The 14,928-nt window shown below is 67.1% G+C and carries 6 protein-coding genes; 2 read left to right on the forward strand and 4 right to left on the reverse strand.

Going from position 1 to position 14,928, the window contains the following annotated elements; genetic code table 11:
• Positions 1 to 577: 577 nt before the first annotated feature.
• Positions 578 to 3,646 carry a TonB-dependent receptor gene (locus AC3IRM_RS03380; protein ID WP_489204861.1) on the forward strand — a complete coding sequence of 1,023 codons (3,069 nt, stop codon included), beginning with the start codon at positions 578 to 580 and terminating at the stop codon, positions 3,644 to 3,646.
• An 86-nt stretch (positions 3,647 to 3,732) separates the two neighbouring features.
• Positions 3,733 to 5,247: a tryptophan halogenase family protein gene (locus tag AC3IRM_RS03385; RefSeq protein WP_489204862.1), complete on the forward strand. Its 1,515-nt coding sequence runs from the start codon at positions 3,733 to 3,735 to the stop codon at positions 5,245 to 5,247.
• Positions 5,248 to 5,359: 112 nt separating this feature from the next.
• Here the strand turns inward: AC3IRM_RS03385 and AC3IRM_RS03390 are convergent, their stop codons facing one another.
• The 4 genes from AC3IRM_RS03390 to AC3IRM_RS03405 all read right to left on the reverse strand — a co-directional run bounded on the left by AC3IRM_RS03390 (position 5,360) and on the right by AC3IRM_RS03405 (position 14,909).
• Positions 5,360 to 6,844, reverse strand: a complete 1,485-nt coding sequence (locus AC3IRM_RS03390) for an FAD-dependent oxidoreductase (protein ID WP_489204863.1) — start codon at positions 6,842 to 6,844, stop codon at positions 5,360 to 5,362.
• A gap of 175 nt (positions 6,845 to 7,019) precedes the next feature.
• Positions 7,020 to 11,477, reverse strand: coding sequence for a glutamate synthase large subunit (gltB, locus tag AC3IRM_RS03395; protein WP_489205821.1), 4,458 nt, complete (start codon positions 11,475 to 11,477; stop codon positions 7,020 to 7,022).
• Positions 11,478 to 11,755: 278 nt separating this feature from the next.
• Positions 11,756 to 12,322, reverse strand: coding sequence for an L-threonylcarbamoyladenylate synthase type 1 TsaC (gene tsaC / locus AC3IRM_RS03400; protein ID WP_489204864.1), 567 nt, complete (start codon positions 12,320 to 12,322; stop codon positions 11,756 to 11,758).
• Between the two features lie 10 nt (positions 12,323 to 12,332).
• Positions 12,333 to 14,909: a DNA topoisomerase I gene (locus AC3IRM_RS03405; protein WP_489204865.1), complete on the reverse strand. Its 2,577-nt coding sequence runs from the start codon at positions 14,907 to 14,909 to the stop codon at positions 12,333 to 12,335.
• Positions 14,910 to 14,928: the final 19 nt, after the last annotated feature.

A 14,928-nucleotide genomic window follows, 5' to 3' on the forward strand; every position in this document is an offset into this window, starting at 1 on the left:
GCCACAGGGTCCGTTGCGATTCAGCCGACGGCGGTCCCGGCCGCAGAAAATCTGGGACGTGACTGCTGCAATGCGGCATGTAAACGTTTCCAAGCGGTGCTAGCGTCCGCCTCACTGACGAGGGCGGACGTTCGAATGAGCGCGGGGGCGGTCGGGTACGGAGACCATGCGGCGGCAGGCTGCCGGGCAGCTTCGCCCCTTGAGATCCCGGTGATCGTCCTCGTAGACGGCAGCTCCTCGCAGGATTACGATGCGCGCCGACCCGCTCCACCGCGCCCCCTCGTCACTCGAGGCCGCTCGGCTGGTGCTGGCGCCGGCGCCCGCCGCGATCTCGTGCCCAGGCACGGGCCGCGGCTTGGCGCGATCGGTGGAGACCGATCCGGCCAGGAGATGGATGCGCCCCGGCATCCGCGCTCCGCCCCGTCGACCTACAGGCTCATTCCCGCTTCCGAAGCGCCGGCCCAGGCCGGTGCGCGGTTGCGCGTGGGCGTGCCGCAACGCTGTGCCGCTGTGCCGTTGTCTCGATCCCAAAAAAAAATCAGCAATCACGCAACTGAAGTCCCTCGGAGGGGATGCCATGAAAGCCAATCGCACTTCGCGTGCCCCCAAACCCAGCCTGCTCGCGTGTGCGCTGCTGGGGTGTCTCGTCGTCGCGACGCCCGCGTTCGCACAGTCCACCGGCGCCACGCTGCGCGGTCAGGTGTCCTCGCAGGCGGGCGCTGAAGCCGGCACCACCGTGACGGCCACCAACACCGCGACCGGTGCCGTGCGTCGCACGCAGACCGGTGCGAATGGCAGCTACACCCTGATCGGCTTGCCCCCGGGCACCTATCGCGTCGACGCGGGTGGGACCCAGCAGACCGTGACGCTGTCGGTGGCCTCGACGTCCACCCTCAACCTGCAGGGCACGACCAGCCAGACCGGCACCGCCTCCGGCGATGTGACCGACATCGGCGCCGTCACCGTGACGGCCCCGCTGCTGCGCGACGTCAAGACCTCCGAGGTCGGCAACACGATCTCGCTGCGCCAGATCCAGCAGCTGCCGCAGGCGACGCGCAACTTCCTCGAGTTCGCCGACACCGTGCCGGGCATGGCGTTCACCACCGACGCGCAGGGCTTCACCTCGCTGCGCAGCGGCGCGACCAACAGCTCGTCGGGCAACCTCTACATCGACGGCGTCGGCCAGAAGGGCTACGTCGAGGGTGGTGGTGTCGCCGGCCAGAACAACTCGCGCGGCAACCCGTTCTCGCAGCTGGCGATCGGCGAGTACAAGGTCATCACCTCCAACTACAAGGCCGAGTACGGCCAGGTCACCGGCGCGGCCGTGACTGCCGCGACGAAGTCGGGCACCAACGAATTCGAAGGCGAGGCGTTCTATCGTTTCACCAACGAGGGCCTGCGCGAGAAGCGCCCGGACGAAGAAGCGCCGGGCAAGGAGAAGGTCGACTCGCAGACCAAGGAATGGGGCGTCGCCTTCGGCGGCCCGATCATCCAGGACCGCATGCACTTCTTCGCCGTCTACGAGAAGAAGGACCTGATCACCCCGCGCAGCGTGGTGCCGGATTCCAACGCTTCGCAGTTCGTGCAGTACCTGCCGGCCGACGTGCAGGCGCGTTTCGGCCCGATCAGTGCGCCGTTCGAGGAAGACCTGTACTTCGGCAAGATCAGCTGGAACGTGACCGACGACGACCTAATCGAACTCAGCGCGCAGGTGCGTGACGAGGTCCAGGTGGACTCGGTCGGCGACCAGCGCGCCGCCGAGCATGGCCGCGACGTCATCAACAAGGACAAGCGCATCAACCTGCGTTGGCAGCACAGCGCCGCGTCCTGGAACAACGAACTGATCCTCAGCACCGAGGACACGCAGACCAACCCGTTCCCGATGAGCCTGGGCAACGGCATCATCTACACCTACATCGAGCGCAATCCCAACGGCACCGTCGCCAACGAGCGCACGCTGGTCGAGACCGGTCCGGCCGGTGGCTTCGACGCGTTCCGCCGCGAGCAGGACGGCTGGTCGCTGATCAACAACACCACGTTCCAGGGCTTCGAGTTCGCGGGTGAGCACACCTTCAAGGTGGGCGTGAGCTACAAGGACATCACGCTCGCCTCGCAGGACGCCGGTGCGATCAATCCGCAGTTCCGCTACGAAGTGACGACAGCAGGCGTCAAGCCGACGCCGTTCAACGTCGATTTCCTCTCTCCCTACAACGTGCCCGGCCAGCGTCCGTCGGTGGAGACCGATTCCAAGCAGTACGGGTTCTATATCCAGGACGACTGGCAGGTGAACGACCACCTGATCCTCAACCTGGGCGTGCGCTGGGACTACGAAAAGAATCCGGCCTATACCGACTTCGTGACCTCGCAGGCCTTCGTCGATGCGCTGTACTCGCCGGATCCCGCGCCGCAGAACGCCGGCCAGCCCTGGGCCAACCGCCTGCTCGCCAGCGGCATCGATGCGCGTGACTACATCAGCACAGGCGACAACCGCAGCGACTTCAAGGACGGCTGGGCGCCGCGCTTCGGCTTCGCCTGGGATCTCGATGCCAACGAGCAGCACGTGATCCACGGTGGCGCCGGCCGGTCCTACGACCGCAACCTGTTCAAGCTGCTGTCGCTGGAAGTCAGCAAGGCCGCGCTCTCGCCGGTCAACGTGCGCTTCCAGGATCCCCTCACCGGGCAGTGCTACCGCCCGAACGAGGAAGGCCGTCCGTGCGTCGCCTGGGACGAGCGTTATCTCACCGGCATCGAGCAGCTGTGGTCCATCCCCGGCACCGCCGGCAGCGCCGAGCTCTTCATGCTCAACAACGATCTGCGCACGCCCTACAGCGACCAGTTCAGCCTAGGCATGGCCAACCAAGTCGGCGACTGGCTGACCGACGTGACCATCCAGCGCATCAACAGCTACGACGGTTTCGTGTTCACGCTGATCAACCGCTTTCCCGACGGCAGCTACTTCCAGAACGGTGACGCGCCGTGGGGCCAGGCGGTCCCGGGTTACGCGAACACCATCCTCGGCAGCAACGGCATCGAGACCAAGAACGACCAGTTGCTGATGTCGGCCGAAAAGCCCTACACCAGGGACTCAGGCTGGGGCGTCAGCTTCGCGTACACGAAGACCGACGCGATCCACAACCGTTCGCGTGACGAGGCCTATGCCTTCGACAAGCCGACGATCGAAGGCTATCCCTTCATCTACGCCAATGACGTGCCGGAGCACCGCCTGGTGATGGCGGGTTCGGTGGATGGTCCGTGGGGCCTGACGTTCGGCGCGAAGATCGTGCTCGAGACGCCGCGCTACCTCAACGACGTCCGCGACTACGGCGCGCGTCCGGCCGACGGTTCGTTCGGCCAGCCGATCGCGTTCAAGTCACCGGGCACCGGCAAGTTCCTGGTCGGTGGCGATATCTGGGGCTACCGCACCGTCGACCTGCAGGCGACCAAGGAATTCGCACTGCCGGGCGACACCGCGTTGACCGCGCGACTGAACGTGCTCAACGTGTTCAATTACCAGAACTTCTCGTCGTTCAACCTGATCAGTGCGGGCGCAGGTGGCAACTACTCGCCCAACATCACGGTCAACGAGTTCGGCAACATGTACTACGTGCCGCGTACGCTGAGCGTCGAGCTCGGTGTGAAGTTCTGACGCCTACCCCCGCGTCCGTGTGACCACGACGGGACCTGCGGGTCCCGTCGTGCTGTGTGTCTTCGCCATCGCATCAGGAGACCGGAATGGATCGTCTGCAACGCATCGTCATCGTCGGCGGCGGTACCGCAGGCTGGATGACTGCGGCCGCGCTCGCGCGCGTGCTGGGGCCCGGCTACGACATCACGCTGGTCGAATCGGAACAGATCGGCACCGTCGGCGTGGGCGAAGCGACCGTGCCGCACATCAAGGCGTTCAACCAGCTGCTGCGCATCGACGAGGCCGATTTCGTGCGCAGCACGCAGGGCAGCTTCAAGCTCGGCATCGAGTTCGTCGACTGGCTCGATGTCGGTGAACGCTATATCCACGGCTTCGGCAGCGAGATCGGGCATCCGCTCGGGCTGCTGCCGTTCCACCAGTACTGGCTCAAAGCGCGGCATGCCGGACGCGCGGGTCCGCTCGGCGACTACACCCTCAACACCCTGGCCGCGCAGCGCGGCCGTTTCATGGTGTCGGCGACCGACGTGCCGGCGGGGTCACCGCTCGGCAATATCGCCTACGCCTACCACTTCGATGCCGGACTCTATGCGCGGTATCTGCGCGGCTACGCCGAGCAGCGCGGCGTGCGCCGGCACGAAGGCATGATCGATGACGTCGCGCAGCATGCCGAAAGCGGTTTCGTGACCTCGGTGCGGCTGCACGACGGCACCGTGCTCGAAGGCGATCTGTTCGTCGACTGTTCGGGTTTCCGCGGCCTGCTGATCGAGCAGACGCTCAAGAGCGGCTACCACGATTTCACCCACTGGCTGCCCTGCGACCGCGCGCTGGCCGTACCGAGCGCGAACATCGGACCGCCTGCACCGTTCACCCGATCCACTGCGCGCCCGGCGGGTTGGCAGTGGCGCATTCCGCTGCAGCACCGCACCGGCAACGGGTACGTGTATTCGAGCGCGCACGTCAGCGACGACGAGGCCGCCGCCACGCTGCTGGCGAACCTGGAAGGCGAGGCGCTGGGCGATCCGCGACCGCTGCGTTTCACCACCGGGCGCCGCAAGCAGTGCTGGAACCGCAACGTCGTCGCGATCGGACTGTCGAGCGGATTTCTCGAGCCCCTGGAATCGACCAGCATCCATCTGATCCAGTCGGGCATTTCCAAGCTGCTGGAGCTGCTGCCGCGCGAGGGCTTCAACCCGGTGCTCGCCGAGCGATACAACGCGCAACTCGCGTTCGAGTTCGATCGCATCCGCGATTTCGTCATCCTGCACTACAAGGCGACGCGTCGCGACGACACGGCGTTCTGGCGCCAGTGCCGGACGATGGACGTGCCCGCGGAACTGCAGGGCGTCATCGATCTGTTCCGCGACAGCGGCCGCTTCTTCCGCAATGCCAGCGAGATGTTCGCCGAGATCAGCTGGGTGCAGGTGATGATCGGGCAGGGCATCGTGCCGCAGGGCTGGCATCCGCTGGTCGACAACGTGCCGGACGAAGAGGTCCATCGCTTCATCGACAGCATCGGCCGCACGCTGTCGGCCTGCGTGGATGCGATGCCGCCGCACCAGGCGTTCATCGATCGACACTGCAAGGCGCCGCCGCCGGCCTGATCTGCCAGCGCGTGTCTGGACGTGCGGCGATCCGCGCCTTCCCCCGCGTGCGGGGGTAAGGCCGTCACCAGCGGCAGGCTGAGGCGGATCGCGAGTCGCTCGCGGCAGATCCTCAGATCGCGTCGAGCGCTGCCATCTTCGGACGTGCGCGTTTGCGCAACATGCGCGCGATGCTGGCGGCCGCGTCGCGGCCCTCCTGCACGGCGGTGACGACGAGATCGGCGCCGCGTACGGCATCGCCGCCGGCGAACAGCTTCGGATGCGCGGTCTGGTAGGGCAGGCGACGTTCGCCGCCCACACCGATGCGCCCGTTGCCCTTGGCTTCGACGCCGTGCGTCGTGAGCCACTCGGGCACGACCGGCGAGAAGCCGAACGCGATGATCACGACATCGGCATCCAGCAGCGATTCCGTGCCGTCGACCGGCACCGCGGCGCGGCGGCCGTTGGCATCGGGCTCGCCGAGTGTCGTTTCGACCACGCGCACGCCGGCGACATCGCCGGCCGCGTTCGCTTCGACGCCCAGCGGCTGGCGGTTGAACAGGAAGCGCACGCCTTCCTCACGCGCATTGCCGACCTCGCGCGCCGAGCCGGGCATGTTGGCTTCGTCACGGCGATACGCGCAGGTCACGCTGGCTGCGCCGAGCCGCACCGCGGAACGCACGCAGTCCATGCCGGTGTCGCCGCCGCCGAGCACGACGACGCGCTTGCCTTCGAGTTTGGGCAGCGTCAGCGTAGTTTCCCAACCGGCAACGGGACGGCCCCAGGTATCGCCGCCGGTGACGATGCGGCCGTTGTGCACGAGGAAGGGCAGGGCCGGCAGCACGCCCGGGAGATCCTGGCCGGGCAGGCCGCCGTCGGTGTAGCGGTACGCGCCGGTGCCGACGAACACCGCATCGAACTCTTCGAGCAGGGTGTCGATGGCGACATCGCGACCGATCTCGACGCCGAGGCGGAATTGCACGCCCATGCCTTCGAGCACTTCACGGCGCGTCGCGATCACCGACTTGTCGAGCTTGAAACTCGGGATGCCGAACTGCAGCAGGCCGCCGATCTGCTCGTAACGGTCGTAGACGACGACCTGGATGCCGGCGCGCGCGAGACGGTCCGCGCAGGACAGGCCCGCTGGCCCGGCGCCGATCACCGCGACACGCTGACCGGTTGCCACGACCTTCGACAGATCCGGTCGCCAGCCCTGCGCGAACGCGGTGTCGACGATGTACTTCTCGACCGCGCCGATGGTCACCGCACCGAATCCGTCGTCGAGCGTGCACGCGCCTTCGCACAACCGGTCCTGCGGACACACGCGGCCGCACATCTCGGGCAGCGGATTGGTCTCGTGGCACAGCGCCGCGGCTTCGAGTACGCGGCCTTCCTGCACCAGCTTGAGCCAGTTCGGAATGTAGTTGTGCACCGGACACTTGGCTTCGCAGTACGGATTGCCGCAGTCCAGGCAGCGATCCGCCTGATGCGCCGCCTCGCGATCCTCGAAGCTGCCGTAGAGCTCGTTCCAGTCGCCGTCGGTGCGCAGCGGCAACGGCACCTTCTCTGGCATCTCGCGGGGTTCGTTGAGGAACCGGAAGACGTCGCGCTTGGTCATGAGCGGTAATTCGTGATTGGTAATGACCGGACATTCGTCCGTTGAACGCCGTGATTGGACAGGGCAGTCGTGCGTCGACAGACCGATGGCTGCGCGAGGCAGTCAGACGAACACGCAGAGACCTGTCCGCCCGCGCAGAGCCGCCGTTTCGAATCACGAATTACGAATCCACCAATCACGCCGCCCGCCTCAGATCTTCGGCCAACGCTTCCAGACTCGCAGCCTTCGGCTTGACCAGCCAGAACTTGCCGACGAAATCGCGGAACTCGTCGAGGATGCGCCCGCTCCATGCGCTGCCGGTCAGGCGTGCGTGGGTCTCGATCAGATCGCGCAGGTGCGAGCGGTAGTTGTCGAAGGCTTCCGGCGTGACGCGCAGGATGTCGATCAGTTCGTGGTTGTAGCGGTCGACGAAATCGCGATCGAGATCGAGCACATAGGCGATGCCGCCGGTGAAGCCGGCACCGAAGTTCAGGCCGATGCGGCCGAGCACCGCGACCGCGCCGCCGGTCATGTATTCGCAGCAGTGATCGCCGGCACCTTCGATGACCGCGACCGCGCCCGAGTTGCGCACACCAAAGCGTTCGCCCGCACGGCCTGCGGCGTAGAGTTCGCCGCCGGTCGCGCCGTACAGGCAGGTGTTGCCGAGGATCGGCGTGTTGCGCGAATCGAACACACTGCCCGCCGGCGGACGCAGCACGATGCGGCCGCCGGCCATGCCCTTGCCGACGTAGTCGTTGGCGTCGCCTTCGAGATCGATGTGCAGGCCGCCGGCGTTGAACGCGCCGAGGCTCTGGCCGGCAGTGCCGCGCAGGCGCAGCGTGACCGGACGATCGCTCATCGCGGTGTTGCCGTGATGGCGCGCGATCAGGCCCGACAGACGCGTGCCGATGCTGCGGTCGGTGTTGCGGATCTCGAAATCGAATTCACCACCGTCACCGCGTTCGATCGCCTTCGAGACGCGCGTCTCCAGTGCCGCAGCGAGACCATCGGGCGGGGACTGCAGCGCCGGCGTGCCGCAATAGGACAGCGGCTTGTCCGGATCGCGGCGCAGCAGCATCGACAGGTCGATGTCGACCGCATCGCGGGTGTGGCGCAGATGCTGTTCGAGCAGATCGGTGCGGCCGACGATCTCGTCCAGCGAACGCACGCCGAGCGCGGCCAGATGTTCGCGCACGTCTTCGGCGACGTTGCGGAAGAACGTCTCCACACGCTCGGGCAGGCCCTTGTAGTGATTCGCACGCAGGCGCTCGTCCTGCGTGGCCACGCCGGTCGCGCAGTTGTTGAGATGGCAGATGCGCAGGTACTTGCAGCCCAGCGCGATCATCGGCGCGGTGCCGAAGCCGAAGGTGTCGGCGCCGAGCATCGCGGCCTTGATGACGTCGAGCCCGGTCTTCAGGCCACCATCGGTCTGCAGCAGCACCTGACCGCGCATGTCGTTGTACTGCAGTGCCTGCCGCGCTTCGGACAGGCCGAGTTCCCACGGCGCGCCGGCGTAGCGGATCGAGCCCAGCGGGCTCGCGCCGGTGCCGCCGTCGTGGCCGGAGATCGTGATCAGATCCGCGCCGGCCTTGACCACGCCCGCGGCGATCGTGCCGACGCCCGCATGGCTGACCAGCTTCACAGAGATCAGCGCGTCGGGGTTGACCTGGCGCAGGTCGAAGATCAGCTGCGCGAGATCCTCGATCGAATAGATGTCGTGATGCGGCGGCGGCGAGATCAGGCCGATGCCGGGCTTGGCATAGCGCAGGCGCGCGATCAGCGGATTGACCTTGCTGCCGGGCAGCTGGCCGCCTTCGCCGGGCTTGGCACCCTGCGCGACCTTGATCTGCAGCACCTCGGCGTTGATCAGGTATTCCGGCGTGACGCCGAACCGGCCTGACGCGATCTGCTTGATCTTGCTGCGGCGATCGGTGCCGTAACGCTCGGGATCCTCGCCACCTTCGCCGGAGTTGCTGCGGCCGCCCAGACGGTTCATCGCGATCGCCAGCGCTTCGTGCGCTTCGGGCGACAGCGCACCGAGGCTCATCGCCGCCGAATCGAAGCGGCGCACGATCGAGGCGACCGGCTCCACGTCGTCGATCGAAATCGGCGTTCCCACCTTCGGACGCAACAGATCACGCAGCGCGGCAGGCGGGCGCGTGTCGACGAAATCCGAGTAGCGCTTCCAGTCTTCGCGCTCGCCGGTCAGCACCGCGCGCTGCAGCGAGGTCACCACGTCCGGATTGAACTGGTGGTATTCGCCGCCGTGCACGTAGTGCAGCAGGCCGCCGGGCTCGGGCAGCGCGGTATCGTCCCAGCCCTGCTCGGCGAGATGGCGCGCGTCGGCTTCCAGGCGCGCGAATCCGGCGCCGCCGATGCGCGACGGCGTCGCTTCGAAGCACAGGTCGACGACTTCCGGCGCGAGGCCGACGATCTCGAACAGCTGCGCACCGCGATAACTGGCGATGCTGCCGATGCCCATCTTGGACATGATCTTCAGCAGGCCCTTGCGGATGCCGCGGCGGTAGCTGCGACCGAGCTGCAGATGTTCGTTGCCGACCTTGGTCGCCAGCACGCCGCGGCGGCCAAGCGCGTGCAGGGTCTGGAACGCGAGATAGGGATAGACCGCCGTCGCGCCGAATCCGATCAGGCAGGCGAAGTGGTGCGGGTCGCGCGCGGTGCCGGTTTCGATGACGAGGTTGACGTCGCAGCGCAGGCCGGCGCGCACCAGGTGCAGATGGATCGCACCCGTCGCCAGCAGCGCGTGCACGGGCACGGTGCCGCGCTTGGGATAGCGGTCGCTGAGCAGCAGGATCTCGACCCCTGCACGCGTCGCGGCTTCGGCCTCGGCGCACAGACGGTGCAGCGCGCTTTCGAGGGTTTCGGTGTCGGCGTCGAAGTACAGATCCAGCAGCCGGTTGGATTCCGCGAACCGCGGCAGCGCCAGCAGCTGGCGCAGTTTGCGCTGTGACAGCACCGGCGAGTTCAGCAGCACGTGGTGCACGTTCTCGGCGCGGTCGAAAAAGATGTTGCCCTCGCGGCCGATCTGCGTGGACAGCGTCATGACCGCGCCTTCGCGCAGCGGATCGATCGGCGGATTGGTGACCTGGGCGAACGCCTGGCGGAAACAGTCGTAGAGCGGGCGCACGCGCTGGCTGATTGCCGCCATCGGCACGTCGTCGCCCATCGACCCGATGCCTTCCTGCTCGGTCTCGGCCAGTGGCCGCAGCACCGATTCCTGTTCCTCGCGGGTGAGCTGGAACAGCTTCTGGAACGCGAGCAGGGTGTCGGGCGCGAACGGTTCGGCGGCGAGTGCGGGATCGATCAGTTCGGTGTGCAGATAGCTCATGCCGCGCTTGAGCCATTGCTTGTACGGGGCGCGCGCGCGATTGACCGCGTCGATCGCGTCGTTGTCGAGCAGCGTGCCGGAGGTCAGATCGATCGCGATCATCTCGCCCGGGCCCAGCTTGCCCTTGGCCTTGACGCGTTCGGGCGCGACATCCCAGACGCCGGCCTCCGACGCGATGACGAAGATGCCGTCCTGCGACAGCGTCCAGCGCGCAGGACGCAGGCCGTTGCGGTCGAGCGTGCACGCGGCATGGCGGCCGTCGCACATCACCACGCCGGCCGGGCCGTCCCACGGCTCGGAATTGATCGCGTAGTACTCGTAGAACGCGGCGAGATCGGCGTCCTTGTATTCCAGCGACTGCGTGGCCGGCGGCATCAGGATGCGCATCGCCTGCAGCAGGTCCATGCCGCCGAGCAGCAGCCATTCCAGCATGTTGTCGAGCGTCTGCGAATCGGAGCCGTGCATGGTCACGGTCTCGTCGAACTCGCCGATGTCGAGCTGCGGTGACGCCCACACGCCACGACGCGCCTGCGCCCAGCGACGGTTGCCCTCGATGCTGTTGATCTCGCCGTTGTGCGCCAGGCGCCGGAACGGATGCGCCAGCGGCCAGCGCGGCAGCGTGTTGGTCGAGAAGCGCTGATGGAAGACGACGGTCTTCGCTGCGAGATCTTCGCGCGCGAGATCCGGAAACAGCTGGGTCAGATGTCCCGGCAGCACCATGCCCTTGTAGCCGAGCAGGCCGGGGGTGAGACCGACGACGTAGAAATGTTCATGCGCGCGCAGCGCCTGTTCGGCGCGGCGGCGGGCGAGATACAGCACGCGCTCGAAGCTCTGCACGTCGTCGCCGTCGGCAGTCACGAACACCTGTTCAATGCGCGGCATCGAGTTGCGTGCGAGCGCGCCCAGCGCCGCGTCGTCGATGGGTACTTCGCGCCAGCCGGCGACGCGTACGTCGACATTGCGCAGCAGCTGCGTGAGCGTCTCGCGGCACTGTTCGGCGGCGTCTGCCTCGTGCGGCAGGAACACCATGCCGGCGGCACGGCGCGCGCCTGAGAATTCGAATCCGGCCTCGGTGGCGAGCGTGTCGACGAACGCATCGGCGGCGTAGAGCAGCACGCCGCAGCCGTCGCCCGACAGACCGTCGGCGGCGATGCCGCCGCGATGCGCCATGCGGGACAGCGCCTGCAGTGCACCGTCGACGATCGCGCGCGAGGCGTCGCCGCCGATCGTCGAAATCAGGCCGAAGCCGCAGGCATCGCGTTCGTCAGCGGGGTCGTAGAGGCCCCGATCCGGGTGTTCCCGCATCGTCGTCATCGCAGTCCGTGGAGAGGTGCCAGGCCGGCGCGGGGATCGGAGCGCCAAGGTCCTTGCATCGCGACATCGCGTCCACACCGGGTCTCGACTAGAGCATAGTTTGTGCAGTGCGGCAACCCGGTTTTCCGCGGCATTTCAGTTGCGAATGCAACCTCACGGCAACCGCCGCGATTGCGCGCACAGGCGACGGATTCGAGGCTCCGGTGTGCACGAACGCGTGGCCACCAGCGCGCGCAACGGCGTCGCTTCGGACAACGTCGCAGGGTGGATCAGGCGCGTACCAGGTCTCCGGTCAGCGCGTCGCGGATCGTCGACGGGCCCGTGCGACCGCCGGTCCTGCCGTCGAGCACGCCGTCGACGCGCGTGAGCAGTCGCACATCGAGCGCATCGCGCTCGGCGACCGCGGGCTCGCCGGTCAGGTTCGCGCTGGTGGAGACGAGTGCGCCACCGAACGCCGCGCATAGCGCCACGACATCGGCGTGTGCGCTGACGCGTACCGCGACGCTGGCATGCACGCCGGTGATCCAGGCAGGCACGTCCGCGCGTGCGGGCATCACCCAGGTATTCGGGCCGGGCCAGCTATCGGTCACACGCTGGCGGGTGGCGTCGGGCAGGCGCGTCCAGTCGACGATCGCGTCGAGTTGCGCGCGCGCGCCAGCGATCAGGATCACGCCCTTGTCGACCGGGCGCTGCTTGATGTCGAGCAGACGTTCCACCGCGTCGCGATCGAACGGATCGCAGCCCAGGCCCCACACGCCTTCGGTGGGGTAGGCGATCACGCCGCCGCGCGCGAGCAGCGCGGCGGCGGCGGGGATGTCGAGCACCGGCGCGGGCATGCGCGGCGCCTCAGAACGGCGCGTCGTCCGTGACCGGCGTGTCGCTGCCGGCCTTGACCACGCGCTTCTTGCCCGGCGTGACCTTGGACGCGGTCAGCAGGGGCTTCGCCGGCTCGATCGCAGGCGCGACCGGCCTGGCGGTCTTCTTGGTCGCCTTTTTCGCGGTCTTCTTGGCGGCCTTCTTCGCAGGTGCCTTCTTGGTCGCGGCCTTCTTGACGGCCGGTTCCTTCTTCACGGCGACTTTCTTCGCTGCGACCTTCTTCGCCGGTGCCTTCTTGCCGAAGCCCTTGCGCACCGGCTTGCCGGTTTCCTCGAGCAGCTTCGTCACTTCATCGAAGGTCAGCGACGCCGGCTCGCGATCCTTGGGGATCTTGCCGTTGAGCTTGCCGTCGCTGATGTACGGGCCGAAGCGGCCGTTGAGCACCTGGATATCGCTGTCCGGGAACTCCTTGATGATGCGGTTGCGCGCGATTTCTTCCTTCTCTTCGATCAGGAACACCGCGCGGGCGAGGTCGACCTTGTACGGATCGTCTTCCTTCTTCAGCGAGGCGTAGACGCTGCCGCGCTTGGCGAACGCGCCGAACCGGCCGATGCCGACGCTGACATCCTCGTCCTTGTCCTGGCCGAGGATGCGCGGCAGCAGGAACAGCTCCAGCGCGTCCTCGAGCGAGATCGTGTGCATGCTCTGGCCCGGACGCAGCGATGCGAACTTGGGCTTGTCCTCGGCGTCCTCGGCGGTGCTGCCGATCGCGGCATACGGCCCGAAGCGCCCCAGTCGCACGCTGACCGGCTTGCCGGTCTTGGGATCGGTGCCCAGCTCGCGCGCGCCGGTGGCCTCGTTGCGGTCGACCGATTCGGACTTCTCGTCGACGAGCTCCTTGAACGGGGCCCAGAACTTCTCCATCAACGGGATCCAGTCCTCCTCGCCGCGGCTCACCGCATCGAGATCGTCCTCGAGCTTGGCGGTGAAGTCGTAGTCGACGTAGCGGGTGAAGTGGCTGGACAGAAACTTCGACACCGCCCGGCCGACGTCGCTCGGACGGAAGCTGCGGCCTTCCATCTCGACGTACTTGCGGAACTGCAGCGTCTGGATGATCGAGGCATAGGTCGACGGCCGGCCGATGCCGTATTCCTCGAGCGCCTTCACCAGCGCCGCTTCGGTGAAGCGCGGTGGCGGCTGGGTGAAGTGCTGCTCGGCGATGATGCGGTCGAGCGGCACGCGGTCGCCGGTTTTCATCAGCGGCAGTTTGCGGCCTTCGTCCTCGTCTTCCTTGCCCTTGGTGTCCTTGCCTTCCTCGTAGACCGCGAGGAAGCCGGCGACGACGACGGTGGTGCCGCTAGCGCGGAAGCTGTGTTCGCTGCCCGCGGCCAGATCCACCGACACGGTATTGAGCGTCGCCGGGATCATCTGCGAGGCCACGGCGCGCTTCCAGATCAGTTCGTAGAGGCGGCGCTCGTCGTCGCTGAGGAAACGCGCGACCTGCGCCGGCGTGTGCAGCGCGGACGTCGGGCGCACGGCCTCATGCGCTTCCTGCGCGTTCTTGGATTTGGTCTGGTAGGTGTTGGGCTGGTCGGGCAGCGAACTGGTGCCGTAGTCGCGCGCGATGACGTCGCGGATCTCACTGATGGCGTCCTGCGACAGGCTGACCGAGTCGGTACGCATGTAGGTGATCAGGCCGACCGTGCCTTCGTCGCCGAGCGCGATGCCCTCGTAGAGCTTCTGCGCGACCTGCATGGTCTTGCGCGTGGTGAAGCCAAGCTTGCGCGCGCCTTCCTGCTGCAGCGTCGAGGTGGTGAACGGCGCCGCCGGACGGCGCTTGCGTTCCTTCGCGCCCACGTCGGTGACGTGCAGCGCGCCCTGGGCGGCGGCCTGGATGCGCGCCCGCGCCGATTCGGCGGTGTCGCCGTCGGTGACGGTGAACTGTTCGAACTTCTGCCCGTCGAGCTTGGTCAGGCGCGCGGTGAACGGCTGCACCTGGTGCGCGCACGCGGCGTCGATCGACCAGTACTCGCGGGCGTTGAAGGCTTCGATCTCTTCTTCGCGCTCGACGATCATGCGCAGCGCCGGCGACTGCACGCGGCCGGCCGACAGCCCGCGCTGCACCTTGCGCCACAAAACCGGCGAGAGGTTGAAGCCCACGAGATAGTCGAGCGCGCGGCGCGCCTGCTGGGCATCGACGAGATCCGACGCGATCGCACGCGGCCTGAGCATCGCTTCCTTGATCGCCCGCGGGGTGATCTCGGTGAACACCACGCGCTGCAGGGTCTTGTTCTCGAGCAGGCCGCGCTCTTTCAGGATTTCCGCGATGTGCCAGCTGATCGCCTCGCCCTCGCGGTCCGGGTCGGTCGCCAGGTAGATGTCGTTGGCGCTCTTGGCGGCCTTGGCGATCGCCTCGACGTGCTTCTCGTTCTTCTCGATCAGGTCGTAGCGCATCGCGAAGTTCTGCGTCGGGTCGACCGCGCCTTCTTTTGGGATCAGGTCGCGCACGTGACCGTAGGAGGCGAGGACGTGGAAATCCTTGCCGAGGTATTTGTTGATCGTCTTGGCCTTGGCGGGCGATTCGACGATGAGGAGGTGCTTGGCCATGGCGGCGTGGTCCGGGGCA

The sequence above is a fragment of the Luteimonas sp. KH_071 genome (assembly GCF_057838005.1).

What these genes read in the sequence shown, in the direction of transcription:
- AC3IRM_RS03380 (WP_489204861.1), top strand. Translation starts at nt 578, where the DNA reads ATGAAAGCCAATCGCACTTCGCGTGCCCCCAAACCCAGCCTGCTCGCG.
- AC3IRM_RS03385 (WP_489204862.1), top strand. Translation starts at nt 3,733, where the DNA reads ATGGATCGTCTGCAACGCATCGTCATCGTCGGCGGCGGTACCGCAGGC.
- AC3IRM_RS03390 (WP_489204863.1), bottom strand. Translation starts at nt 6,844, where the DNA reads ATGACCAAGCGCGACGTCTTCCGGTTCCTCAACGAACCCCGCGAGATG.
- gltB (WP_489205821.1), bottom strand. Translation starts at nt 11,477, where the DNA reads ATGCGGGAACACCCGGATCGGGGCCTCTACGACCCCGCTGACGAACGC.
- tsaC (WP_489204864.1), bottom strand. Translation starts at nt 12,322, where the DNA reads ATGCCCGCGCCGGTGCTCGACATCCCCGCCGCCGCCGCGCTGCTCGCG.
- AC3IRM_RS03405 (WP_489204865.1), bottom strand. Translation starts at nt 14,909, where the DNA reads ATGGCCAAGCACCTCCTCATCGTCGAATCGCCCGCCAAGGCCAAGACG.